The organism is Coriobacteriia bacterium (assembly GCA_013336165.1).
Classification (GTDB): Bacteria; Actinomycetota; Coriobacteriia; order Anaerosomatales; family JAAXUF01; genus JAAXUF01.
Genome location: JAAXUF010000004.1, coordinates 12,123 through 36,383, shown reverse-complemented (window position 1 = coordinate 36,383; position 24,261 = coordinate 12,123). Strand labels below are relative to the sequence as shown.

The 24,261-nt window shown below is 60.9% G+C and carries 21 protein-coding genes and 3 tRNA genes; 18 read left to right on the top strand and 6 right to left on the bottom strand.

The window, feature by feature from the left end:
• The first annotated feature begins 11 nt into the window (after positions 1-11).
• From HGA39_04260 to HGA39_04240, 5 genes are all read left to right on the top strand, one after another.
• On the top strand, positions 12-2,567 hold the full coding sequence (locus tag HGA39_04260; GenBank protein NTW28559.1) for a SpoIIE family protein phosphatase: 2,556 nt from the start codon (positions 12-14) through the stop codon (positions 2,565-2,567).
• A complete protein-coding gene (locus tag HGA39_04255; protein ID NTW28558.1) occupies positions 2,548-3,348 on the top strand; it encodes an anti-sigma factor antagonist in 801 nt (266 codons plus the stop codon). The genes HGA39_04260 and HGA39_04255 overlap by 20 nt, the downstream gene beginning before the upstream one ends.
• On the top strand, positions 3,323-4,060 hold the full coding sequence (locus HGA39_04250) for an HAD-IA family hydrolase (GenBank protein NTW28557.1): 738 nt from the start codon (positions 3,323-3,325) through the stop codon (positions 4,058-4,060). Before HGA39_04255 ends, HGA39_04250 begins: the two co-directional genes overlap by 26 nt.
• A gap of 64 nt (positions 4,061-4,124) precedes the next feature.
• On the top strand, positions 4,125-4,718 hold the full coding sequence (locus HGA39_04245; GenBank protein NTW28556.1) for a UbiX family flavin prenyltransferase: 594 nt from the start codon (positions 4,125-4,127) through the stop codon (positions 4,716-4,718).
• 126 nt (positions 4,719-4,844) lie between these two features.
• Entirely contained in the window at positions 4,845-4,997 is a 153-nt protein-coding gene (locus HGA39_04240) for a hypothetical protein (protein ID NTW28555.1), read from the top strand.
• Here the strand turns inward: HGA39_04240 and HGA39_04235 are convergent.
• The 3 genes from HGA39_04235 to HGA39_04225 all read right to left on the bottom strand — a co-directional run bounded on the left by HGA39_04235 (position 4,981) and on the right by HGA39_04225 (position 6,603).
• Positions 4,981-6,231: a glycosyltransferase family 4 protein gene (locus HGA39_04235; protein NTW28554.1), complete on the bottom strand. Its 1,251-nt coding sequence runs from the start codon at positions 6,229-6,231 to the stop codon at positions 4,981-4,983. The two genes, HGA39_04240 and HGA39_04235, sit on opposite strands and share 17 nt — an antisense overlap.
• 134 nt (positions 6,232-6,365) lie before the next feature.
• Positions 6,366-6,439 (bottom strand) — tRNA-Cys (locus HGA39_04230).
• An 88-nt stretch (positions 6,440-6,527) separates the two neighbouring features.
• A tRNA-Gly gene (locus HGA39_04225) sits at positions 6,528-6,603 on the bottom strand.
• Positions 6,604-6,739: 136 nt separating this feature from the next.
• Here HGA39_04225 and HGA39_04220 point away from each other — a divergent pair.
• Both HGA39_04220 and HGA39_04215 read left to right on the top strand, forming a co-directional pair.
• Positions 6,740-6,814 (top strand) — tRNA-Val (locus HGA39_04220).
• A gap of 94 nt (positions 6,815-6,908) precedes the next feature.
• The gene (locus HGA39_04215) at positions 6,909-8,519 is read left to right on the top strand and encodes a diguanylate cyclase (protein NTW28553.1); all 1,611 of its coding nucleotides are present in this window, start codon (positions 6,909-6,911) and stop codon (positions 8,517-8,519) included.
• Between the two features lie 18 nt (positions 8,520-8,537).
• On the opposite strand, the gene HGA39_04210 is transcribed toward HGA39_04215, so the two are convergent.
• Both HGA39_04210 and HGA39_04205 read right to left on the bottom strand, forming a co-directional pair.
• Complete coding sequence (locus tag HGA39_04210; GenBank protein ID NTW28552.1) at positions 8,538-8,792, bottom strand: GlsB/YeaQ/YmgE family stress response membrane protein; 255 nt, start codon at positions 8,790-8,792, stop codon at positions 8,538-8,540.
• Positions 8,793-8,860: 68 nt separating this feature from the next.
• Positions 8,861-9,613, bottom strand: coding sequence for a hypothetical protein (locus HGA39_04205; GenBank protein NTW28551.1), 753 nt, complete (start codon positions 9,611-9,613; stop codon positions 8,861-8,863).
• Between the two features lie 210 nt (positions 9,614-9,823).
• Between HGA39_04205 and rnd the strand changes: the two genes are divergently transcribed.
• The 10 genes from rnd (at position 9,824) to hemG (ending at position 21,397) form a co-directional block, all read left to right on the top strand.
• Positions 9,824-10,996: a ribonuclease D gene (gene rnd / locus HGA39_04200; protein NTW28550.1), complete on the top strand. Its 1,173-nt coding sequence runs from the start codon at positions 9,824-9,826 to the stop codon at positions 10,994-10,996.
• 31 nt (positions 10,997-11,027) lie between these two features.
• Positions 11,028-11,774: a zinc metallopeptidase gene (locus HGA39_04195; GenBank protein NTW28549.1), complete on the top strand. Its 747-nt coding sequence runs from the start codon at positions 11,028-11,030 to the stop codon at positions 11,772-11,774.
• A gap of 93 nt (positions 11,775-11,867) precedes the next feature.
• The gene (xseA, locus tag HGA39_04190; GenBank protein NTW28548.1) at positions 11,868-13,106 is read left to right on the top strand and encodes an exodeoxyribonuclease VII large subunit; all 1,239 of its coding nucleotides are present in this window, start codon (positions 11,868-11,870) and stop codon (positions 13,104-13,106) included.
• Complete coding sequence (gene xseB / locus HGA39_04185; protein ID NTW28547.1) at positions 13,103-13,348, top strand: exodeoxyribonuclease VII small subunit; 246 nt, start codon at positions 13,103-13,105, stop codon at positions 13,346-13,348. Before xseA ends, xseB begins: the two co-directional genes overlap by 4 nt.
• A gap of 3 nt (positions 13,349-13,351) precedes the next feature.
• Positions 13,352-13,705 (top strand): histidine triad nucleotide-binding protein, encoded by a 354-nt coding sequence (locus tag HGA39_04180; GenBank protein NTW28546.1) that lies wholly within the window; start codon positions 13,352-13,354, stop codon positions 13,703-13,705.
• Positions 13,706-13,759: 54 nt separating this feature from the next.
• Positions 13,760-15,277 carry a DUF4445 domain-containing protein gene (locus HGA39_04175; protein ID NTW28545.1) on the top strand — a complete coding sequence of 506 codons (1,518 nt, stop codon included), beginning with the start codon at positions 13,760-13,762 and terminating at the stop codon, positions 15,275-15,277.
• Positions 15,278-15,790: 513 nt separating this feature from the next.
• A complete protein-coding gene (acs, locus tag HGA39_04170) occupies positions 15,791-17,785 on the top strand; it encodes an acetate--CoA ligase (GenBank protein NTW28544.1) in 1,995 nt (664 codons plus the stop codon).
• 149 nt (positions 17,786-17,934) lie between these two features.
• Positions 17,935-19,011 (top strand): uroporphyrinogen decarboxylase, encoded by a 1,077-nt coding sequence (gene hemE, locus HGA39_04165; protein NTW28543.1) that lies wholly within the window; start codon positions 17,935-17,937, stop codon positions 19,009-19,011.
• Positions 19,011-19,934, top strand: coding sequence for a ferrochelatase (gene hemH / locus HGA39_04160; protein ID NTW28542.1), 924 nt, complete (start codon positions 19,011-19,013; stop codon positions 19,932-19,934). The genes hemE and hemH overlap by 1 nt, the downstream gene beginning before the upstream one ends.
• Entirely contained in the window at positions 19,931-21,397 is a 1,467-nt protein-coding gene (gene hemG / locus HGA39_04155; protein ID NTW28541.1) for a protoporphyrinogen oxidase, read from the top strand. The genes hemH and hemG overlap by 4 nt, the downstream gene beginning before the upstream one ends.
• 17 nt (positions 21,398-21,414) lie before the next feature.
• On the opposite strand, the gene HGA39_04150 is transcribed toward hemG, so the two are convergent.
• The gene (locus HGA39_04150; GenBank protein NTW28540.1) at positions 21,415-22,224 is read right to left on the bottom strand and encodes an inositol monophosphatase; all 810 of its coding nucleotides are present in this window, start codon (positions 22,222-22,224) and stop codon (positions 21,415-21,417) included.
• A gap of 113 nt (positions 22,225-22,337) precedes the next feature.
• On the opposite strand from HGA39_04150, the gene HGA39_04145 reads away from it, so the two are divergent.
• Positions 22,338-24,257, top strand: coding sequence for a transketolase (locus tag HGA39_04145; protein NTW28539.1), 1,920 nt, complete (start codon positions 22,338-22,340; stop codon positions 24,255-24,257).
• The last annotated feature ends 4 nt before the right edge of the window (positions 24,258-24,261 follow it).

Below are 24,261 nucleotides of genomic sequence, written 5' to 3'. Positions count from 1 at the left end.
GAGGCTCTGCGATGCCCGTCGCACGCATCATCGTGCTCTTGTGCGCGGTAGTGGCCCTTGCGGCGGGTGGAGTCGCTGCGGTCGTGTTGGTGGGTGCATGGCGCACTCCACTGTCGGCAGACGCCATAGCGATGCTGGGCGGTGCCTGCGTGACTTTCGGCGCATTGACTGTTGCTGTTGTCCTGTGGCTGGTCTTTCGACGAGATATCCGGCTGCTCTTCCTTCTGACGCGAATCGCTCGACACCTCGTTGAAGGTTCACACGGTGGGTCCCTTCCAGATGATGCAGGAACCAGGCTCAAGCCGCTTGTCGACGCTTTCGGTGCCGTCGCGACCAAGCTGAGCGCTTTGCGCAACTTGTCACGTACCCTTGGCGCTGCGGAGCGGGCAGATCAGGCCTTGGATGCAGTCCTCGAAGCGGTGGACGAGATGGCCGGACCCGTCTCGGCCTCGGCTGCCTATCTGGCAGACGGAGGCGGGCGATGGCTGGTGCTTTCCAGCGATCACGGGATCGGCGTGACAGGGACTCCTCTGATTGACGCTCTTGGCGATAGCTGGCTGGCGAAGGCTCAGACAAGCGCATGCTCGGCGGCGTATGCGGCCGGCGAAGGCACCATCGCTGAGGAGTTGCCGGGATGGGATCTCCTCTTGCCCTCGGCTGTTCTCGTGACGCCGCTCACGAACGCTCACGAGGTGCTTGGAGTTGTCGTCGTTGCACGGGGCATCGGTAGACCTTTCTCCGAGGCTGAACGCGAGCTGGTGGGACTCTTCTGCGCACAGGCTGGTGTCGTCATAGGGAATTCGAGGCGTCTGGCCACTGAAGAGGAGATGTGCCGTGTTTCTGAGGGTCTTCGGATGGCGGCTGAGAGTCTGGCGCGCCCGGGAGGTCTGGGACCGGCTCTGACTGAGGTGGGCGGGGTCATCGCTGATCTCTTCTGCGCCGAGAAGGTTCGGTTCGCCTTCAACGACCGTGCCGTCCTCGGACTTGAACCTGCTGAGGACTGCAGTTCAGAGCAGGCGCTGCTCGAGATGGCGCGAACCGCGTTTGGGCGGCTCGGAACAGGCAGACCTGCGGTGGTTCACCAAGCTGTCGACGGGGACGAGAACACCGTCTTTGAGCGGTCAGACGTCAGGGAACTACTCTTGGTTCCTGTTGATTTTGAGAGCACACGCGGCGCGGTTCTGGCGATAGAGCGCGCGGGTCAGGTGGTTGGACAGCGCGACGTCGAACTTGCCCAGGCCCTGTCCAACGAACTTGTCTTGGCCCTCGACAACGCATACCTCTACGAACGGGCAGTCGCGAGGGCAGACAAACTGGAGACTATCTTCAACATCAGCCAGGCAGTCGGATCGTCGCTTCAGGTGAACGTCGTCTTGAACCGCGTGTTGGACGTGGTTCAGAGGATTCTCTCGGCCGATGCCGTTGCGCTCATGACGTATGACGCGAGGACCCGCGTAATCACCACAGCGATGGCGCGCGGCGCGGTCCCGCCCGAATTCGTCGACCTGAGACTGTCGCCGGGGGAGGACGTGCCCGGATACGTTATCTCCACCGGTGAGCCGGTCTCATTCTGGGATCTGCACGAGACGCTCGACGGCATCGCGGGGACTGCTGCCGCTCATGGCCTGCACTCTCTCCTCGCCGTCCCGCTGCTGGCCCGAGGCCGCTCGATTGGCGTGCTCGTCGTCTTGTCGAGGGAACCCGCCGCATTTGCCGAGGAAGACCACAGCATGCTGCAGACATTCGCCTCGCAGGCTGCGCTTGCGTTGGATACGGCGCGACTCTACAGCCGTGAGCACGATGTCGCGGAGGTACTCCAGAGGTCCATTCTGCCAGGCACACTACCGCCCGATCCGGAGTTCGATTTTGCGGCAGCCTATCAGCCGGCGGGCACCGAGGCTGAGATCGGCGGTGACTACTACGATCTCTTTCGCGCGCCTGACGGACAACTGTGGTTCGCGATCGCAGACGTATGCGGCAAGGGGGTGCATGCGGCGACCAAGACATCTATGATCAAGTACTCGGTCAGGGCGCTGGTCAGCGCAGGCCTGAGCGTTTCAGCGGTCGTTGAACGCGTTAACCGTCTGGTGACCGAGTCTGGGGAGCCCAGTGACATTGTGACTCTGTGGCTTGGCAGACTCGATCCCGCAACCGGGAGGCTCACGTGGGCGAATGGCGGACATCCTCCGGGGCTGATCGGCCGAAAGGCCGGCGGCATCGAATCGCTTTCGTCGACGGGGCCGTTGCTTGGGGCGGGGATGGAGTCGCAATATGGGGAATACAGCGTAGGAGTGCTACCTGGAGACGTTGTGCTGCTTTACACTGACGGAGTCACCGAGGCCAGACGGAATACGGCATTCTTCGGCGAGATGCGGATCAGAGAGGTTCTCGATACGCAGTGCACTCCGGAGGACGTGGTTTCGGGGATTCTTTCGGCGGTTCGAAGGTTTTCGCACGGTGAGCTTCGAGACGACATAGCGGTGCTTGCGATCGCAATGCGGGGCAGATCGATTGTCCCAAGGGGCGCTCACGAAGGAGGAGATAGCAATGGCCCCGTTCGACGTTAGGCTACACAATGACACACGTGTCTGCGTGGTGGGCTTGTCGGGCGATATCGACACGGCGGTGGTGCCCGAGTTGCGGGCTGATCTGGCGAGCGTGCTCGATGGTGGTTGTTCCGATCTCGTACTCGACCTGACTGATGTGGTCTATGCGGACAGTTCGGCCCTCGGACTCCTGGTGTGGCTGGATCACCAACTGAAACCACGGGGTGGACGTCTGGTGCTTGCTGGGGCGAACTCGGATATAGCGCGCATTCTCGAGTTGTCCGGACTGATACACGTAGCCGTTTCGATCACAATGAGCCCGGATGTCAGCGAGGCGATCAGTGGACTTGAGCTTTCCGAAGTCACGAGCGAGCCACTATGGACTAGGGAGCTGTTCGTCGCCTCGGATGTGAACCGGCTGGCGGAAGCACGAGAAGAAGTCAGCGGGATAGTAAAAACTCTGGGTTTTCCGGACTCAGCAATCTTCGACATCAAGGTGGCCTTGGGCGAGGCTCTCGCCAACGCAGTGCGGCACGGCAAGCCCATTGACGGAGTTCCGAGTGTGGCGGTTCGCATCTTGGCCTATGGAGATCGGGTGGTGCTTGAAGTCCTCGACAACGGACGGGGTTTCGACGGCGCCGCACAGACACCCTGTGATGACTTGTATGCATCGAGTGGCCGAGGCGTCATGTTCATGAGAGCATTGATGGATCGGGTCGACTTCGAGTGCCCAAGAGACGGCGGAACGCTGGTTCGGCTTGAGAAGCATCGACAAGATGGACACAGTGATGGCGAGTCCTGAGCTGGGTGGCCATCCTCTCGAGGTCGTGTTTTTCGACGTAGGCAACACGTTGCTCTACCCTCATCCGAGTGTTGCGGAGGTATGCCGACAAGTTCTTGCCGAGGACGGTCACATTCACGATCTCTCGGCGATCGATGCGCTGATGCCGCTGGTTGACGAGTACTACGAGGATCGATACCGCTCGGATGACACGTTCTGGACCAGCGAAGAGGAAACGTCGCAAGTATGGGTGGGGATGTACTCGTTTTTGTGCCGCAACCTCGGCATTCAGGACAGCCCTGAGCGCATCGCTCGCCGCGTCTACGATGAGTTTGGGGATCCGTCGCGCTGGAGGGCCTATGACGATGTGCGGCCTGCTCTTGGGCGGCTGAAAGCGCGTGGTCTGCGGATTGGTCTGATCTCCAACTGGGATCGCAGGCTCAAGACAATCATTAACGGCCTGGGTCTCGACCAATTCGTCGAGGAGGTGGTTTCTTCGGCGGAAGTGGGGTTGCGCAAGCCGGATCCGCGCATATTCGAACTCGCCTGCGCACGCATGGGCGTTGTCCCTGCAGATGCGGCGCACGTGGGCGATCACCAGTATGCGGACATCATCGGCGCGCGGGCGGCGGGGATGCGACCTGTGCTCATTGACCGCCGGGCCTTGTCGAGCAGCCGAGAAGAGCGCGTCATGTGCACTCTGGACGACATCGAACGCACACTTGGATTGTGACCGTCACAGGAGTCAGCGCAGACGCCAGTGCTGATCGTTTACAGACATCAGGGGAGTGAATTCGGTGGGTAAGTACGCTGTTGTGATCACTGGGGCGTCCGGAAGCGCATATGGTATGCGCCTTATCGAGCAACTTGCGCTCAAGGGCCATGAGACCACCATCATCTTCTCGGATGCGGGACGGGACGTTGCCGCTTCGGAGCTCGGATTCGAGTTGCCGATCGGCGGCCCGGGTGTCGCGGCGGTTGCGCTGGCGGCGTTTCTGGAGTTGCCGAGTGCTGCGAACCTGCGAGTGGTGGGGCCGGAGTACAGGTCCGACAGAATCGTCTCGGACACATATCGCTTGGACGCAATGATCGTCGCGCCGTGCTCAATGGGATTCGTTGCGGGAGTGGCACACGGGCTTGTCGGCGACTTGTCAGAGCGCGCTGCGGATTTCATGCTCAAGGAGCGCCGTCCGCTGGTCCTGGTTCCGCTCGAGACTCCTCTCTCGCTGATACATTTGCGCAATCTGACCGCCGCTGCCGAGGCGGGCGCAATTGTGGTTCCGGCCATGCCGGCGTTCTATCATCGCCCCACATCCGTCGATGATCTGATCGGATTCGTTGTCGGCAAGGTGCTGGACGTCCTCGGCATGAAGCATGATCTGCTCGGTTGATAGGAGACACGACACTCGATCGGCCTGGCTTGGTTGACGGTAGTGGCGTTTCGGTAGCACACTTCAACAGGTAGGGTCATCACAGCAGCAGTAGTCGCAGCAGCAGTCGCAGTAAGAGGAGTAGCAATGACCCAGTTGCAGGCGCGGAAGCGCTATCCGAACGTTCCCTTGGAGATCGTGAAGTGGGCGATTGAGAACATCGCCGACCCGCGCGAGATCGAACGGGGCCTCTCCCGTATCGAACAGTCGAAGCGAGTCCTACTCAAGTACGCGTCCTAGGGGGTTTCGTAGACCCTTCAGCCGTCTTCTTGTGCTTCGGCATCGGCTTCAGTGCGCGTCGCAACTCGGGCAGGGTGGGCAGGAACGATCTCGGGTGATAGTTCTCTATCGCCCGGAGATAGTGCGCTTCGAGGCGCGCAGCTTCGCGAGCGATAGAGAACTCCTGTGCGCGCAGTGTCGCCGCCGCCGCATACTCGAGCCGTCGCGGCTCGTCCAAGAGAAGCGCGTCCATAGCGGCCGCGAGTCTGTCAGGTATCCCAGGCACTACGAGCCCGCACGTACCGTCGATCACGAAGTCTTCCACGGCCTTGTCCTCGGCGGCTACAACGGGTAGCCCGGCAGCCATCGCTTCACCCACGACGAGGCCCTGTGTCTCGCTCGTCGATGCGAAGGCAAAGATGTGTGCGAGGTGGTACGCAGCGATTGTGTCATCGCGCTCAAGATAGCCCGCAAAGACAACGCGACCCCTCAGATCCAGTTCATCAGTGAGCTCCTCGAGCTCCCGGCGGTGGGGGCCATCACCTACGATCAGCAGTTTCACAGCCGGGCATTCGCAGTGCCATATGGCGCGCACCAGTGTTTCGACGTTCTTCTCACGGCCCAGGCGTCCGACAAACAATGCGATTCGGTCCTCGGGCGCCAGTCCGAGCCGTTTGCGCAATACGTCGACACGGTCAGGATCCTCTGCGGCATACTTGTCGATGTCGACGCCGGTTGCGATGATTTCGATCGGTGCCGAGACGCCCCAACCAAGTAGATACTCCTCGACCTTCGTCGACGGAGCGACCACAGAGTCGCACGCGTCACAGTAGTCCCGGGAGAGTCTCTCGGCGAGGCGCTTTGTCAGTTTCGTCTCCCAGACGTAGTGAACATACTCCGGATACATAGTGTGGTACGTATGCACGTACGGGATCTTCTGTCGCCGAGCGATGTTGAGGCCGAAGAGACCGATGCTGAATGGGTCGTGGGCGTGGACGATGTCAAGATCAATATGGTCCAGCAACCTCAGCGCCTCGAAAGAGATGGGGGAGGCGAAACGCATCTCCGGCTGGAAGACGAATGGGATAGACAGGAAGCGCACGATGTCTTCGGTGTCGTCTGGAGCTCCGGGCTCGGGCGCGAACACATAGACCTGATGCCCCCGAGCCTCGAGAGCCGTTTTGAAGAGGCGAATTGACGTAACTACCCCATTGATCTGCGGGGTGTACGTGTCAGTAAAGAATCCGATACGCATATGGCGCGATCTGCTTTCAGTAGCTGTCCCCTAGCTATCGGGCTGATGGCCCTTCGGTAGTTTACCAGCATGGGAGCACCCTTGAGAAACGCAGACAACCAGCAGAATGTACCTGCCGGTTGTCAGTATGTACTTGGAGGCGACGCCCAGATTCGAACTGGGGATAAGGGCTTTGCAGGCCCCTGCCTTGCCACTTGGCCACGTCGCCGTATGAAGGCGCCTACTGCGCCGAATCAAAAAAGTCGACCAATCAGGCCCTCGGTGTGGGACCCTCCGGCCGACCTTCGAAAAAACGATGGAGCGGACGACGGGATTCGAACCCGCGACCCCAACCTTGGCAAGGTTGTGCTCTACCAGCTGAGCCACGTCCGCGCAGGGGCTAGTCTAGCGGGACGAGTTGGACGGCGCAAGGGTCATTTTTTCGAGAAAGGGTAGGTTGCGGCGGGTTGGCTCTTCCCATCCGCCGGTACTTTGCTACACTATCGTTCGTTGCTTTCGGGCAATCAATGGGCGCTTAGCTCAGGGGGAGAGCACTTCCTTGACACGGAAGGGGTCGTAGGTTCAAATCCTACAGTGCCCACCATTGATGACGACGCGCCCCTTCAGAGTCTCGCAAAGAGAGAATGGAGGGGCGTTCTTGCCATTTGCGCCATAGGCGCCGGGCAAAGGGGCATTCAGTGACCTACGATTTCACTTCATACACAGCCCTATACCTAGTTGCGGCTCTGTGTTGTGCGGCAGCGGTTCCCCTTGCTTGGCGTCGCCGGTCGGCTCCCGGGGGACTCTGGTTGCTCTGCATACTCTTGGCGGTCGTCGAACTGGCGCTGGCCGATGCGATGGAGATATCGGTTCTTGAGGTTGCAGGACATGTGCTGTGGAGCAAGATTGCATATTTCGGCGCAACGACAGTGGGCGTATTCCTGTTGCTTTTCGCGGTTGAGTTCGCCGGGACGGGTAGGTTGCTTACTCGGAAGCGAATCGCAGGACTCTTTGTTGTGCCTGCGCTCAGCATCGTAGCGGTGTTTACGAACGACTGGCATCACCTCATATGGACGCGCTTCTCGTTCGACGCACCGGGGCATAACATTCTTACGTACCATCACGGTCTGCTCTACTGGGTGATCACGGTCTACGGTTTCGCGGTTGTGGCCGTGGCAACGGCGGTCCTCATCGACTTCGCAGTTCGCAACAAGGGGCTCTACCGTCGGCAGAGCTTTGGGATCGTGATTGCAACTCTTATTCCGTGGGTGGCTATCATCGCGTACGACTTTCTCCCAGGTGCATGGCCCGGTCTGGATCCTGGTGTGTTCCTAGCGCTCACGGGCATTTTGCTTACGTTCGGACTTGTGAGATTCAAGCTGCTTGACCTGATTCCGGTCGCGCGAGATGCCCTCATCGAGCGGATGGTCGAGGGTCTCCTCGTTGTCGATGAGGTCGGGCGAATAGTCGACGTGAACCCTGCCGCGAGACGCCTGCTGCATATCGGCGACGGGAGCCTGATCGGGACGGCTGTCGAAGACCTCCTGCCGAGCTGGCCCGGCCTGGTTAGCCGTCTCGCGAGTGCCACACCGGTAGACGAGGAGTTCGTTCTGGCATCGCCTGAGGGACGCACTCTCAGCGTCAGCGTTTCCTTGTTGACCGACAAGCATGGCGGGCGCACGGGGAGTCTGTGTATTCTTCGGGATATCACGATGCAGAAACTTGCCGAGGAAGCGCTGAGTAAATCAAACCAGGATCTGCAGTCCCGGCTTTCGGAGATCGAGTCTCTCCATACCGAGTTGCGGGAGCAGGCGGTTCGAGATCCGTTGACTCAGCTCTTCAACAGACGGTACCTCACGTTGACCTTGGAACGTGAATTCAGCCGGGCTGCTCGGGAGTCCTATCCCGTCAGCCTGGTGATGCTGGATGTTGATCACTTCAAGCAAGTAAACGATACCTGCGGCCACGCAACGGGCGATGCGGTTCTGCAGCGCCTAGCCTCGCAGCTCCGCGAGCAGACGCGACCGGGAGATTTGATCTACCGGTATGGCGGTGAGGAGTTCCTCGTCGTTTTGCCATTCGCCTCCGCAGATGACGCTGCGTTGCGTGCCGAGCAGTGGAGAAGCTCATTTGAGGAAGCGAGTCCCGCTTGGGTGGACCACAAGTTGGCACCTACGCTGTCACTTGGGGTCGCCACCTATCCACCCAATGATGCAACCGTCGCCAGTGTGGTGGCTGCTGCGGACAGTGCGGTCTACGCTGCCAAGAGGGAAGGTCGCAACAGAGTGGTTGTTGCCGAGATCCGGTAGCCGCTTGACGCCGATAGTCTAGCGGCGTCGCGAGATAAGCCCATATGCCAGCAGCACCACTATGGCGCCGGCGGCCGCTATTGCTATTGACGGCACGTCGAATCCGACGACAGCCGGGCCACCGAGCTTTCCCGAAACCCAGCCCCCGATGTAGGCGCCGAGAATACCGAGGACGATGGTCATAATCCAGCCGTTGGGGCCGAGTCTCGGCATCAGCAGTTTCGCAATGATGCCAGCCACTAGACCAACCAGAACCCATGTCAGAAATTCCATTTCGGTCTCCGTTCCGTCTGCGGGTTACGTCCGGAACCCACCATCTTCTTTCCCCTTCCTCGGCAGAGTCAGGCTGAAATCTCGGGATGTGCCTCTGGATCGAATGGATTCAAGCGGACGGCGAGAGAGAACAGGAACGGATACTGGGCTTGCAGATGGCTCATATAGTCAAGCCACTGTGAGGTGAGCAGGTTGTACGCACGCCGGATGTCGACTGCGATATGAGCGGCGTCGGCTTCAGGCAGGTTCTCCAGGCTCTGACGGGCTTGAAGTTCCTCGGCGAGGTGGGTTATCGCCCACAGGAGTTCCGTGAACGCCTGATGATCAAGCAGGGCCTGGTTGCCGAGCAGCCCTAACACGAACTGTCTGTGGCGGACGAGCATCTCCTTGAGTTCGTGGAGGTCACAGGCTGTGACGTCGATGCTTGGCTTGTGACGGGCAAGCGCTTGTCTTGCCAGGGCATAGTGGGTCGGGGTCCAAGTGGACCTCGGGATGAGGTCATCACGTACGGAAGCCAGGTTTCGATCGGCACCTGCAATCCGGCCGAGCAGCTCGCCGCCAATCTCGGAAAAGAAGGCGCCGATGACCATGTTGAGCTTCTGCAGCAGTGCGCGTCGTTCCCTCTCCCTGAGCAACCGGTCGATGAAGAATGTCACGAATGCGACCTGCAGAAACAGAAACGCGACATCGCCGATGAGGAAGCGCCACATCTCACTGTGGGGCACTTCGCCGGGGAAGAGCAGCCAGCGCAGCGCATAGAGCGCTGTGCCGAAGACGAACAGTGCGGCAACAAGGAGCACTTCAGAGCGGCGGGAACCCATTCCTGCCTCCGATGCAAAGGGTGAAATTCCTAGTCTAACCCTAGGATACCCTCAGATGCCCTAGGACCGGCAGGGACGGCGTAACTGTATCTGCGGCTCAGGTATACTGTTATGTCCGCCCGATAGCGCATTCTGCAGACCCCGAAAGGAACTTGTGGCCGGCCTACTGAGTATGGACCGCGAGTTTTCGGAGGAGAGGAGCCACCGGACTTGTACGTTACTGACACCGGAACACTGTGCGAGTTGGTGGCGCAGCTCCGAAAGGCTCCCATTGTTGCGATCGACACGGAGTTCATGCGGGAGCGGACCTACTACGCGAAGCTGTGTTTGATCCAGGTTGCATCTGATGACGTGGCAGCGATCATCGACCCGCTTGTGATCGATGATCTGTCGCCGCTGGGCGCCCTTCTTGCCGATCCGGCAGTGGTGAAGGTGTTCCACTCGGGTTCACAGGATCTTGAGATCTTCTATCGGCTGTGCGGTGAGGCCACGATGCCGGTGTTTGACACTCAAATTGCGGCCACACTCGCCGGGTTCCCGCAGCAGGTGGGATACGGAGCGTTGGTCAAGGAAATGATGGACGTAACGCTCGACAAGTCTGATACCTACACCGACTGGGCCAAACGCCCGCTTTCCGAGACGCAGGTTGAATACGCGCTGAATGATGTGCGCTATCTTCCTGAGATGTACAGACGCCTGTGCACCACCCTCAAGCGAGACGGAAGATTGGACTGGCTTGCCTCCAACTTCGCGCATCTGGAGAATCCGGCGACGTATATGGCTGACCCCCTCGAGCAGTGGCGCCGAGTGAAACGGGTGTCTTCGCTCAACCGCCGACAACTTGCTGTGGCTAGAGAGGTTGCGGCGTGGAGGGAGCTCGAAGCTCAACGTCGAGATATTCCCAAGCGGTGGCTGATCGGCGACGAAAGCATCATTGAGATAGCGCGCAGGGTTCCCAAGACGGTTCCGGAGCTCATGGCAATCCGGGGAGTCGCCGACAAGATCGGTGCCGTCGCGCAAAAGAGCGTGATCGAATCGGTGGCACGCGGACTTGCGGTCCCCGACGACGAGTTGCCTGCGCTCAAGAAGCGGCGCAAACCCCTCGGCGACATCGATGCCGCAGTCGATCTGATGGTCGCAATCGTGCGACTTCGCGCTCGCGAACGAGACGTGGCGATGCCTCTCTTGGCATCGCGTGATGACCTTGAGCACTTGGCCGCCGGCGAGCGGGAAACAAGTCCGCTGCTTGAAGGCTGGCGGAAGGAGATGGTCGGCGACGAGCTCCGGAGACTTCTCGACGGTGAGATATCGATGCGTTTGTCGGCCGGAACTCTTGTGGTAGAGCCTTTGCATACAGATGGCCAAACGGATCTTTCAGAGTAGCCGGTTTCACGATAGGGAGGCATTGACGCTCATGTTCGGAATCAACTCAAGCTGGATCTTGCTCATGGTGGTATCGCTCGTCCTAGGATTGATCACACGGGGCTACATCAACTCGGCATATCGCCGATGGAGCGGAGTGCCGCTTTCAAACGGCCTGACCGGGGCGGAAGTCGCTGAGCGTGTGCTGGCCGCAAACGGCATCAGTGGAGGTATGGGCGGCCCCACGGTATCGGGTATGGTGGAGGGCAGGACACGCGGCGTTCGTATTCAGCCGATCGGTGGCAACCTCTCGGACCACTACGACCCGAGAACAAAAGTCATCAGTCTTTCCGAAGGCATCTATGGAGTCTCAAGCGTCGCGGCGGCAGGAGTCGCCGCCCACGAGGCGGGACATGCGGTGCAGGATGCGCAAGGCTATGTCTGGAACCGTGTACGGACCGCGCTCGTCCCTGTCGCGAACTTCGGATCGAGTGCGGCATGGGTCATGATCTTCTTTGGGCTGTTCTTCGGGTTAGGCTCAGCATTTGGGCAGGCGATCGTCCTGCTGGGCATCGCGTTTTACGCCTTCGCCGTGCTCTTTCAAATAGTGACGCTGCCGGTTGAGATCAACGCTTCTAAGCGGGCCATGGTTGCCCTCGAATCGACCGGCGTGCTTCAGCCGGCCCAGCTGGGTGGAGCACGCCAAGTGCTCACGGCTGCCGCTCTCACCTACGTCGCTGCTGCACTGATTGCAGTGCTTCAGCTGCTCTATCTTATGGGTCTGCTCCGCAGGGACTAGCTGACGTCTGCATGTCGGATCTTGTTGGTAGGATGGCTGATGACGAGGGGGTGAGACGTGATCGAGAACCGCGCAGTCAGCGTGACAGAGGCGATGCTTGTAGCAAAAGACGCCCTTGAGCGAGTGCGTCTCACGGTGGTCGGCGAGGTGTCGGAGTTCAACGACAAACCAGGCTACAAGGCGACCTACTTCACAGTCTCAGACGGTGGCGCGGCGATGCCATGCCTGATGTGGCGCGACGCTTACGATGCGGGCGACGTCACCCTTCGCTGTGGGATGCTTGTCGAGATCACGGGATCCTTCTCGGCTTATGTGCCGAAGGGCAGGATGCAGTTCCAGGTTCGTTCGCTGGCGCTGGCGGGCGAGGGCGATCTGCGCCTTCGGGTAGCGGCCCTCGCGCGGAAGCTCGAAACCGAAGGGCTCATGCGGTCGGATCGCAAGCGCATTCTGCCGAGATACCCGGAACGGATCGCCGTCGTCACGTCACCACGCGGGAAGGCGATCCATGACGTTCTCCGTACGCTGCGGCGACGGTATCCACTTGCTGAGGTGCTCGTTGCCGGCGTTACCGTTGAAGGAGAAACGGCACTCGATGCGATTGTCGAGGGGCTCAGATACGCGTCCGACTGTGGAGCTGACGTCATACTCCTTGTGCGCGGCGGCGGTTCGTACGAGGACCTGATGCCGTTTAACGCCGAGTCTGTTGCACGTGCGATCGTGGAGTGCCCTGTGCCAGTCGTGACAGGTATCGGGCATGAGCCTGACACCTCGATTGCCGACATGGTCGCCGACTTACGCGCTTCCACTCCCACCGCGGCTGCCGAAGCCGTGGCGCCGTCGCTCTCGGAGGTAGGTATGGCCCTCGTTCGCGAGGCGCGGGCGCTCGGTCGAGCGCTGGAGAACCGTGTGCGTCTCGCGACTCACAGTGTTACGCGATTGGCCGAGCGTCCTGTCTTGCGCGATCCCTTCGTAGTTTTGGGGGCCGCGGTGCAGGCCGTTGACCTAGCGGGCATGAGGTTGATGCAGGCAATTCCAGGCCGTCTCGAGCGGGACGCTCAGCGTCTCACGTATGCGCACGAGAGACTTGTGCGGCATGGGCCACGCATCATGGAACCCCATGAGTCCGCGTTCTTGCTGGCCGCCGCCCGGCTTGAGGATCTATCGCCCCTTGGCATACTGAGCCGCGGATACGCAGCCTGTTTTGCTGCGGACGGCCACACCGTAGTCAAGAGCGTGAAACAGGTGAGTTTTGGTGATGTGCTGTCTGTGCGTCTGTATGACGGCCGGATTGGTGCGGCCGTTGAGGTGATCGATACTTTGGAGGAACGATGAGCGAGTCTCTTTCAACACTACAGGAAGACATGTCGTTCGGAGAGGCTCTCGCCGAGCTCGACAGGATTGTCGTTGCTCTTGAGGGCGGGCAACTTGAGCTTGAGGAGAGCCTCGCTCGCTATGAGCGTGGAGTCGGCCTCCTGCGGGTGCTTCAGGGCAAACTCACCGATGCGCAGCAGAAAGTGACTATGCTTGTTGGGGAGCTTGAGAACTCCGACGAGATTACCGGACGGGAGGAGTGACGGATGGACGACTGTCTGTTCTGCAAGATAGCGAGTGGCGAGATTTCTGCGAAGATCGTCTACGAAGACGAGTCTGTGATCGCCTTTGATGACATACAACCGCAGGCTCCGGTGCACACTCTGGTTATTCCTCGCATTCACTACAGCAACCTGTCTGCGGATGTGCCTTCTGACGTCATTTGTGCGTTGTTCAGCGCCGTACCTGCAGTCGCGGACGTGAAAGGGATTGGCGAGTCCGGCTACCGGGTGATAGTGAACAGCGGGCCGGATGCGATGCAGACCGTGAACCACCTGCACGTACACGTGATCGGTGGCTTTCCGATGGGGCACCGGATGATCCAGTCGGCGGGGGAGTAGGCGCTGAGCCCCCGCGCAGCCATCACGTTTCTTCCGCCGGGCATCACTGTGTGGGTGCCCCTTGGATCCACAGTGCTCGAGGCTGCGCGAAAGGCCGGGGTCGGGCTTTCGGCCGCATGTGGCGGGCGTGGTGTGTGCGGAGAGTGCGGTGTGCGAGTGCTCTCGGGGCATCTTGTCCCGCCCGACGACGCCGAGGTCGCAGGTCTCGTTCGTGCGCCTGAAGGCGTGCGGTTGGCTTGCCGGGCGCGCGTTACCGCGCCGGCTGTGTTGCGCCCCGTCATGGTTGCCGCGCGATCCGTCTCACGCTCAGAGTACGGCGGGGAGGGAGCCGATCTCGTTGCTGGGGTCGATCTCGGCACCACGTCGGTTGCGGCCGTTTTGATTGAGGAGGGCAGCGGCCGCGAGAGAGGCCGCGCCTCGGTCGCGAATCGTCAGCAGTCATATGGTGCCGACGTCGTATCGCGAATCGCCGCGGCCCTCGATGGTGGGGCTCAGGAGCTTCGCGGACTCGCCGAGGAGTCCGTGTGCGATGCGCTTCTAAGCGCGGCTCGGGCGGCAGCTGTGCCGCTCTCGAACGTGCGGAGGGTGGTTATCGCAGGTAACACGGTCATGGCGTCCCTGCTGATAGGTGCCGACGTCACTTCACTGGCCGCATACCCTTTCACTCCTCCCGATCTTGATTCCGAACTGCCTATTGACTCGGCGGTGAGATCCCTTCTCGCCGAGGGTGTGCGTGTGACGCTTCTTCCTCCAATGGCGGGCTTCATCGGGGGTGATGCGCTGGCGGCGGTGGTCTCCGGAGGGCTGACGGACTTATCGCATTCGCGTCTACTGGTCGACTTGGGCACAAACGCAGAGATTCTTCTCTCGGGTAATGGGACGCTGAGCGGCGCTTCGACGGCAGCTGGCTCGGCGTTCGAGGGTGTGGGACTGTTCTGTGGCGGCCCGGCTGTTGACGGAGCTGTTGAGCGGGTAGTCATAGACGAGGCTGGTTCTGTGGAACTGACTGTGATCGGAGGTGGGGACGCCCGGTGGCTCTCGGGGGCGGGACTCATTTCGGCGGTCGCCGAGCTCGTTCGGATCGGTGCCGTCAACCACCAGGGAGCTTTCGTTGAAGGTGGTCCGCTGGGGCGGCGGATGACCATTCTCGGCCAAGGCGTGGCCGGGGTCTGCCTGGGTGAGCGCGAAACCGGCATTGTGATCAGTCAGCTGGATATTCGAGCGTTGCAGCTTGCGAAAGCCGCCGTCCGCGTCGGTGTGGAGGCGGTTGTGTCGGCTTCAGGAATTCCTGCTGCCCGCATCGATGAAGTGTTGGTCGCCGGAGCGTTCGGAAAGGCGCTCTGGCCAGAAGATCTCCTGAACTTGGGCGTTCTTCCCACGAACTTTCGCGGCCGTGTCCGGCAGGTTGGCAATGCGGCACTGGATGGCGCCGCCGCTATCGCGTTGGATCCGGACGTATTGGACAACGCTCGAGCGACCGCGCGCGAACTGCGTCATATCGACTTGGCGACAACATCGGGATTCGGTGTCGCGCTCATCGCGGCGACCGCGCTCGAGCCGTTCTCTGTCTAGATCTCGAGAGATCGAGCAAGCCGACAAATGCGGAGACCCAGCCTTCGGGCCGGGTCTCCTTTAAGCCTTCCCTGGTGTTACCCCTGAGTCTCTGTCGGGCGTGAGGTGTGTCGAAAGCCTCGTACTCACGATGCCGGTCGTGCTTCGCCCTGCCGGTTGCCGCTTCGGATTCTCCGTGAACGGCGCTTTGTAGGGAAGGAAACTTGAATTGTCACGACGTTACCGCACGTTGACCCAACTCTGCAACATTTGTTACAAGCTAGGCGTGCGAGCGGTGGAAATTGGGCGGCGGAAGGACAAGAAAATGCTCACGTCATGCAATAGGACCATCGGTTCCGTTCACCTACACACGCCGCACCGTTAGCCGAGAGTTCCCGCCGTCTGCCTGACTTCGCATCTGGCCCTCCGCTCAGGCTCGCTAGTATGAGTTGCGACCCTAAGCGGGTCGTTTGTCTACCAGGGCAGGGGTGTTCTCTCTTGTCCCGGACGATTACAAAGGACAAGGAGGTCGAGATGACCAGCGAGTCGACGTCATACGATTCAATGATGCATGAAACGCGCGTGATTGAACCGGCACAATGGGTCAAGGACAACGCGTGGATCAGTTCCATGGAGCAGTATCAGCAGATCTATGAACGATCGGTTGCGGATCCTGAGGGCTTCTGGGCCGACATGGCCGCTGACCTTCTTCACTGGGAGAAGCCGTGGGACAAAGTCCTCGAGTGGGAGTTCGAGACTCCTCGAGTCGAGTGGTTCAAAGGCGGCAAGACCAACGTCGCGTACAACTGCCTCGATCGCCACCTTACCGACGGGCGCCGCAACAAGGCTGCGCTCATTTGGGAGTCCGACGAGGGACGTTCTAGGATATATACATACCAGTCGCTCTACTTCAAGGTCTGCAAATTTGCCAACGTTCTCAAGAAGCATGGCGTCAGCAAGGGCGATCGTGTGGCGATCTACCTGCCGATGATCCCGGAGATTGCGATTGCGATGCTCGCCTGTGCCCGCATCGGGGCGATTCACAGCATCGTGTTCGCAGGCTTCTCATCGAACTCCCTGCGCGACCGCATCCAAGATTGTGGCGCGAAGATGCTGATCACCGCCGATGAGGGCTTTCGTGGAGGCCGCACGGTGCCTCTCAAGGCCATGGCTGACGAGGCGCTCAACGAGACTCCTACCATTGAATCGGTGATCGTCGTTTCGCGCGCTCAGACGCGCGTCGACATGGAGCCAGGTCGTGACTTCTGGTACCACGAGGAGGTCCGGGCTGCCGATATCAGCCGCCACTGCGACATCGAATGGATGGACGCCGAAGATCCCTTGTTCATCCTCTACACGTCCGGCTCGACGGGTACTCCGAAGGGCGTTCTCCACACGACTGGCGGTTACCTGGTCCACGCCGCTTCGACATTCAAGTATTTCTTCGACTATCACGATGATGACGTCTTCTTCTGCACGGCGGACTGTGGCTGGATCACCGGCCACAGCTACGTGGTCTACGGCCCGATGTGCATCGGGGCGACGTCGCTGATGTTCGAAGGAATCCCCAGCTATCCGAATCCCGGTCGGTTCTGGGAAATCATCGACAAGCACGGCGTGAACCAGTTCTACACTGCGCCAACCGCGATCCGAGCTCTCATGAAGTCCGGGGACGATTGGCCGGCGAAGTATGACCTGTCCACGTTGCGCGTCTTAGGAACCGTCGGTGAACCGATCAACCCCGAGGCTTGGATGTGGTACTACCGGAACATCGGCCGGGAGCGGGTTCCGATCGTCGACACGTGGTGGCAGACCGAGACCGGCGGTCACATGATCGCGAACATGCCCGGTGCGACTCCGATGAAGCCGGGCTCGGCAACCAAGCCGTTCTTTGGCATCCAGCCGATCATCCTCAACGAGGATAGGACTGAGACTCCGGTGGGTGAAGGGGGTCGTCTATGCATCAAGTTCCCGTGGCCCGGTATGCTCCGCGGGACATGGGGCGACCCAGAGAACACGCGAATGAAGGACGTGTATTTCTCCGCGTTTCCGGGCTACTACTTCACCGGTGACGGTTGCCGGATGGACGAAGACGGCTACTATTGGTTGCTCGGCCGCGTGGACGATGTTGTGAACGTCTCGGGGCACCGCATGGGCACGGCAGAGGTTGAGTCGGCGCTGGTTTCCCATCTTGCGGTTGCAGAGGCTGCAGTTGTCGGATTCCCTCATGACATCAAGGGCGAGGGCATTTACGCCTATGTGATCCTGAAGGGCGAGGGCGTAGTGGATGGGGATATTGCATCGATCCTGCGTGGGCACGTCCGCAAGGAGATCGGGCCGATCGCTACCCCCGACCACATCCAGATCGTTCCAGACCTGCCCAAGACGCGTTCAGGTAAGATCATGCGTCGCATCTTGCGCAAGATAGCCGCCGGGGAGCGTGACATCTCCACATTTGGCGACGTGTCTACACTTGCGGATCCGAGCGTGGTCAAGAAGATCATCGAGGGAGCACCGGACATCTCGTAGCGAAACGGCGCCTGCAAAGAAAGTCAATGACAGATAGGTCCCGGTCCGATGGATAATCGGCCGGGACCTATTCCCGCGAAGTGGTAAAATCCCCCCTTGGCGATCGTCCTTACTATGGGCGCATCAGACTCGTGAAAAGGACATCCACCATGGCATACAGCGATCTCTTCCTGCGGGCAGCGCGTTGCGAGAGTACGGAGCGCACACCCGTGTGGATGATGAGGCAAGCAGGCCGGTATCTCGCGGAGTATCGCGCTATCAGGTCCAAGCACGGTTTTCTGGAGATGTGTCGCACGCCCGAGCTTGCCGCCGAGGTTACCCTCCAGCCCGTAGATCTTGTCGGCGTGGATGCGGCAATCCTTTTCGCAGACATATTGCTACCGTTTCCGGGAATGGGTCTGGATCTTGAGTTTGTCCAAGGCGACGGCCCTGTGATCCACAATCCTGTCCGCACGCCGGCGGATGTCGACAAGCTGCACGTCGCCGATCCCGTCGAGGACACCGGCTTTGTGATGGATACCATACGGATAGTGCGACGTGAACTCGTGGACAAAGTTCCACTCATCGGATTCTCGGGTGCGCCATTTACGCTTGCAAGCTACATGATCGAAGGCGGCAGCAGCCGTGAATACGAGCGCTGCAAGGCGTTCATGTGGAATGAGCCGCACGCATGGGATCAGCTGATGACCAAGATCTCGGACACGGTGATCGCCTACCTCCAGGCTCAGATCGATGCCGGCGCACAGGCGGTCCAGCTGTTCGACAGTTGGGTAGGCTATCTTGCGCCGCGCGACTACGATCGATTCGTGCTGCCGCACACGCAGCGAGTAATAGCCGAGGTCTCCGCGTATAACGCGGATCGCGTGGAGAGCGTTCCGTTCATTCACTTCGCAAACGGTGCCACTTCCATGCTGGATCTCGTGCAGCGTGCGGGCGGTGACGTCTTGGGTGTTGACTGGCGGCTTGATATGGCCCGCGCGGTCGAAGTGATTGATCCGAAGTTCGCCATTCAGGGCAACATCGACCCGGTGGCACTCTTCGCTTCGGACATGGCGCTGGAGGGGATGGTTGTCGAGATCCTTGATGCCGTTGGCACCCGACCGGGTCACATCTTCAATCTCGGCCACGGTATCCACAAGACCAGCGATCCCGAGAAGGCCAGGACGTTCGTCCAGCTGGTGCATGAGCACTCTCAACGCATTCGGACAGGCGCGGAGCGTTCCTGATGCCTCGTACGGGTGTTGTGCTTATGGGTTTCGGCGGTCCTGACTGTCTCGATGCGATTGCGCCGTTCATGCGAAACCTTACCGGCAGAAAGCCTTCGCCGGAGCTGGTGAAGCGTGTTACCGCGAACTATGCAGCCATCGGCGGAGCGTCGCCCCTCGCCGGAATCGCGCGACAAATCGCCTCTGCGCTCGAGCGGACGTTGCGTGAAAGCGGACACGACATGCTGGTTCGCGTGGGGATGGCGTACTGGCATCCTTTCATCGGCGAGGCTGTCGCCGAACTCAGCGTAGCGGGGTGTGACCGCGTAATCGCCGTGTCGCTGTCTCCGTTCGAGTCTCGGGCGGCTTCTGGTGCGTATCGGCATGCACTGGGTGAGGCCGCGCGTGAGTGCGGGATCGCAGTGGTCGAGGCGCCGCTCGTCTCGGCGACACGCGAGTTCGCTGAGTTCTTCGCAAACGAGGCTCGCTCGACTCTGATGTCGTTCGGGCCCGCCGACCGGGTACTGATCGTCTTCTCGGCGCATAGCCTGCCGGTTGCAGACCTCGCCGAACCCGATCCCTATATCGCCGGGCTGCGCGGCACCGCAGAGGCGGTTGCCGAGAAGCTGGGAGCAGTTCCTTGGCTGGTCGCGTACCAGTCGAAGGGCCAGCGCCCCGGGGAGTGGCTTGCGCCTAGCTTGGATGCAGTGATGGAGGCAGCGTCGGCGGACGGCACTATGGACGGTGTCATTGTCTGCCCGATTGGCTTTCTTACCGACCACATGGAGACGCTGTTCGATCTCGATATCGTCGTCGCGAACAAGGCGAGAGACCTGGGGCTGAAGTTCGCACGATGCGCAGTGCCCAACGACGACCCGCGCGTCACGCTGGCGATGGCGAGGCAAATCGAGGTTCTGCTTCAAGAAAGGTGTAGCCGCTCATGAAGAGAGTAATCGTGATTGGCGCAGGTGCCGCAGGGCTGGGCGCGGCGCTGAAGATGCGTCGAGCCGTCGAGGCGGGGTGCGATTTGGAGTTCATCGTCCTTGAGAAGGATCACCGAATCGGCGGCAAAATCGTCACTGAGAAGGTTGAGACCGCCGCCGGAACGTTCATTGTCGACGGCGGCTCGGACACGTTCCTTTCGAGTAAGCCTGCCGTACACCGCCTCGCGCGTGAGATCGGCGTCTTTGACGAAGAGCTTCCCACAGACGATTCCCGCAAGAAGACTCTTATCGTCAAGCGCGGCCGTCTCTACTCCATGCCGGATGGCGTGATGCAGTTCGCTCCCACCAAGTTCTGGCCTTTCGCCACCACAGGCCTCTTCTCTTGGCGCGGAAAACTGCGTGCCGGAATGGATCTCTTCATTCCTAGGAAGGCCGTTCCTATCGGTGAACTCAACGACGAAACGCTGGAACATTTCATCCACCGCCGTATGGGCAAAGAGATCCTCGACCGGCTCGCTGAGCCGATCGTAGGCGGTGTGCACGCATCGGATCCAGCGGTCATGTCTCTCGCCGCTACGTTTCCGAGCTTGCTGGAGATGGAGCAGAAGTACGGCTGCATGATCCGCGGCTTCTTGGCGCAGCGCAAAACAGCCGAGCAGATGCGCCGAGAACACCCGCCGGTGCCTGGTGCGAAACCCAAGACGTTCTTCATGTCCTTCAACGAAGGCATGCAGCAGTTCACCGATGCCCTCACCGATGAAGCCGGTCGCGGGCGCATCCGCATGGGCGTAAAGGTCACGGGGCTTGCTCGGGATGCCAACGGTGTGTGGACCGCTATGCTATCCGACGGCAGCATGGAGACTGCAGACGCCGTGATCATCGCCACCGAGGTGTGGGCGGCGGAAGATCTTGTGCGCGAGTTCGACGCCCGGCTCGCTGGTGCGCTTGCGCAGATCCCCACGAGCTCCTCGGCGACCGTCTCGGTGGCCTTTCGCGAAGATGAGATCGGGATCGATCTGAACGCGTTCGGCGTCTTATGCCCGCTTGTCGAAGAGAGGGCGCTCATGGCGGCGACGTACTCATCGACCAAGTGGCCGGGACGTGCACCGAAAGGGTGGGTTCTGCTGCGCGGGTTCGTCGGCGGGCCTCACAACCAGGTCATCATGGAGGAGAGCGACGAGCAACTCGTCCAGACGGTCCTGTCGGAGTTTCGGTCACTGCTTGGAGTCAAACCCGCAGCAAAGCCGATATTCTCTCGTGTTTTCCGCTGGAATGGCGGGATGCCGCAGTACACGATCGGCCACCTGAACCGTGTGGCTCTTATCGAGGAGCGCGCCTCGGCGATTCCTGGACTCGCGCTTGCCGGAGGCGGCTATCGTGGGGTCGGGATACCGAACTGCATCGAGTCCGGCGAGCGGGCAGCCGCCAAGGTGCTTGCCGATCTGGGCATCGACTTCGCCTAGTCGAGTGGCCGTTGGCTTCAGAGCGATGCGCTTGCGATCACTTCGAGCATGCGCGCGTGAAGTTCGGGCGAGGCCGTACAGATGCTGTCGCTTTCGGCAGTCCACGGGTTGCCTGAGACGTCGCTGACAGTCGCACCCGCTTCGCGCAGAATGACCACACCGGCGGCCATGTCCCAAGCCCTTAGTGTGTACTCCCAGAAGCCGTCTGCACGTCCCCCGGCCACATGGCAGCAGTCGACGGCAGCCGAGCCATCGCGGCGGATTCCGTGCACAGGTGCGCGCAAGAACGCGCCGAGAACGGCGAGTTGCCGGTCGAGCGCTGCGCCTCGGTCGTAGGGAAAGCCGGTGATGAGAAGCGATTCCTGCACGCTGGCCGTATCTGATGCATGGATTGCCGCACCGTCACGCCGGGCACCCAGTCCGAGTGCGGCCGAGTTCATTTCGCCGGCAGCGGCGTTGTACACGGCGCCGGCAACAGGCTGTCCGTCGCGCAATACCGCGACGGAGACGGAGTACGTGGGGTATCCGTGAACGAAGGAAGTGGTTCCGTCGAGCGGATCGATGACCCAGACCTCGGTGTCGTCGAGTCTCCCGCGCTTGACGCCTGCCAAGCCGTGTACCTCGTCCTCCTCGATCACAAATCGTGCGTCGGTGATCCGCTCCTGAATCGCGCGAACGACAGCCACGCCGGAGGCGACGTCGACGTCTGTCACGAAGTCATGCGCCCACGCTTTCGAGCGTACGGCACCAAGCTCGCCGCGCGATGTCTCGAGGACACGTCCACCGGCCCGAGCCGCGATTTCGGCTGTTTCGAGTAGCGCACGCACGTTGGCCGCCTCCTCGGGGATAATCGAATATGATCGCACTCAAGTGTACCCTGAAGAGGGGAGCAAGGCAGGCTTGTCTCGAATCAATAGCACTTTCGCGTATTGGGGATCTTATGCATGAATCAGGATTCGCATCTCCACTGTCCGATGAGGTGCTGGCCGAGCTTTCGCGCCGGGCTCTCCTTTCGCGCGGCCACGTGCTCACGGCGACGACGCTGGCTGCGTCGGGGCATCCCGGCGGTTCTTTTTCCTCAATGGAGATATACACGCTGCTGTATTCCTTGGCGCGCCTGCGTCCTGCCGACCCGAGCTGGGCTGACCGCGACTGCATCGTGGTCTCTCATGGCCACACTTCGCCCGGCGTGTACTCTGCACTGGCAGCCGCCGGCTTCTTTCCGGCCGAGGAGTTCACGGCGCATTTCCGTCAGGCGGGCAGCATCTTCGAAGGCCACGTTGAGCGGTCGGTACCGGGCGTGGAGTGGTCGAGCGGTAACCTCGGGCAGGGTCTCTCGGCGGGTGTGGGTTTCGCTCTGGGCGCACGTCTCAAAGGCGCCGACTGGCACACGTTCGTGCTGATGAGCGACGCCGAGCAGCACAAGGGCCAAGTGGCCGAGGCACGGCGGCTTGCGGTCAAAGAGCGACTCGGCGCACTGACGGTGGTGGTCGACTGGAATCGCGTGCAGATCTCGGGACACACCGACACGGTGATGCCGGTGCCGATTGTTGCCGACTGGGAGGCCGACGGCTGGCGTGTGATCCAGTGCGACGGGCACGATCTGAGCGCTCTTCACGCGGCGATCGCAGACGGCATTGATGACGGTGTGCCCACAGCGGTTTTTGCCCGCACCCTGATCGGCAAAGGCGTGTCGTTCATGGAGGACGACCCCGAGTATCATGGCCGCGGTCTGACTCCCGAGGAGTACGGCCGTGCGATGGCTGAGCTCGGCTTGGACACCGGCGAGCTTGAGACGGCACGAGAGCGTCGTGCGAAGCCCTGCTCGGTCGCGGCGTCCCCCCATGCGCCGCAGACCGTCGCCGTCGATCCGGGCACGCCGCGAACCTACGGTCCGGCGGTGTCTACCGACAACCGCTCCGCGTGGGGGGCGGCTCTCACAGACCTCGCATCGGCTAACCCCGATCTGCCTATCGCAGTGCTCGATTGCGATCTGGCCGGATCCGTGAAGACTGACGGCTTCGCCAAGATCCGCCCCACCGGCTTCATCGAGTGCGGTGTGGGCGAGCACAACGCCGCGACGGTTGCAGGAGCACTGTCGATCGTGCCGGGTGTGCTGGCGCTCTGGAGCGATTTTGGGGTGTTTGGAATTGACGAGGTCTACAACCAGCAGCGCCTGAATGATATCAACGCCACGGGACTCAAACTCGTGGTGACGCACTGTGGGTTGGACGTGGGCGAGGACGGCAGGACTCATCAGTGTCTGGACTATGTCGGAGCGTTTCGCACCATGTTCGGCTGGACGGTCATCGTTCCGGCCGATCCCAATCAAACGGACCGTGCCGTCAGAGCCGCAGTGGGGCTGCCCGGTAACGTGGTCGTGGCCATGGGGCGAAGCAAGCTTCCGACGGTGCTGGCCGAGAGTGGCCTGCCGCTCTTCGGTGAGGGCTATGAGTTTGCTCTCGGCGAGATCGTCTGGGCGCGGGAAGGAAACGACGCCGTTGTGCTGGCGATGGGCACGCTGGCTGGTGCGGCCGTCGCGGCGGCGGACTTTCTGCGCGAGGAAGGCATCGAAGTCGAGGTCGGAATCGTTGCGTGCCCGCTGGATTTGGACGACCCCGCGCTCGACTACGCCGCTGCAGCCCCGTTGCTCTTCACTGTCGAGGACCACAGCATCCATTCAGGCCTTGGGGCATCCGTTGCAGAGTGGCTCGCCGCTCATGGAAGCCCAACGCGCTTGGTGAAGCTCGGCGTAGACGGCTACCAGTCTTCGGGCACCGCCAAGGACCTCTTTGCTCGCGTTGGCCTCGATGCATCAGGGATCGCCACGACGATCCGAAAAGAAATCGAGAAGGGCTAAGCGC

Coding starts and splice junctions, on each gene's coding strand:
- HGA39_04145 (NTW28539.1), top strand. CDS start 22,338: ATGCATGAATCAGGATTCGCATCTCCACTGTCCGATGAGGTGCTGGCC.
- HGA39_04255 (NTW28558.1), top strand. CDS start 2,548: ATGGCCCCGTTCGACGTTAGGCTACACAATGACACACGTGTCTGCGTG.
- hemE (NTW28543.1), top strand. CDS start 17,935: ATGGCATACAGCGATCTCTTCCTGCGGGCAGCGCGTTGCGAGAGTACG.
- xseA (NTW28548.1), top strand. CDS start 11,868: ATGCTTGTAGCAAAAGACGCCCTTGAGCGAGTGCGTCTCACGGTGGTC.
- acs (NTW28544.1), top strand. CDS start 15,791: ATGACCAGCGAGTCGACGTCATACGATTCAATGATGCATGAAACGCGC.
- HGA39_04240 (NTW28555.1), top strand. CDS start 4,845: ATGACCCAGTTGCAGGCGCGGAAGCGCTATCCGAACGTTCCCTTGGAG.
- HGA39_04210 (NTW28552.1), bottom strand. CDS start 8,792: ATGGAATTTCTGACATGGGTTCTGGTTGGTCTAGTGGCTGGCATCATT.
- HGA39_04250 (NTW28557.1), top strand. CDS start 3,323: ATGGACACAGTGATGGCGAGTCCTGAGCTGGGTGGCCATCCTCTCGAG.
- hemH (NTW28542.1), top strand. CDS start 19,011: ATGCCTCGTACGGGTGTTGTGCTTATGGGTTTCGGCGGTCCTGACTGT.
- xseB (NTW28547.1), top strand. CDS start 13,103: ATGAGCGAGTCTCTTTCAACACTACAGGAAGACATGTCGTTCGGAGAG.
- HGA39_04260 (NTW28559.1), top strand. CDS start 12: ATGCCCGTCGCACGCATCATCGTGCTCTTGTGCGCGGTAGTGGCCCTT.
- HGA39_04195 (NTW28549.1), top strand. CDS start 11,028: ATGTTCGGAATCAACTCAAGCTGGATCTTGCTCATGGTGGTATCGCTC.
- HGA39_04205 (NTW28551.1), bottom strand. CDS start 9,613: ATGGGTTCCCGCCGCTCTGAAGTGCTCCTTGTTGCCGCACTGTTCGTC.
- HGA39_04180 (NTW28546.1), top strand. CDS start 13,352: ATGGACGACTGTCTGTTCTGCAAGATAGCGAGTGGCGAGATTTCTGCG.
- hemG (NTW28541.1), top strand. CDS start 19,931: ATGAAGAGAGTAATCGTGATTGGCGCAGGTGCCGCAGGGCTGGGCGCG.
- HGA39_04235 (NTW28554.1), bottom strand. CDS start 6,231: ATGCGTATCGGATTCTTTACTGACACGTACACCCCGCAGATCAATGGG.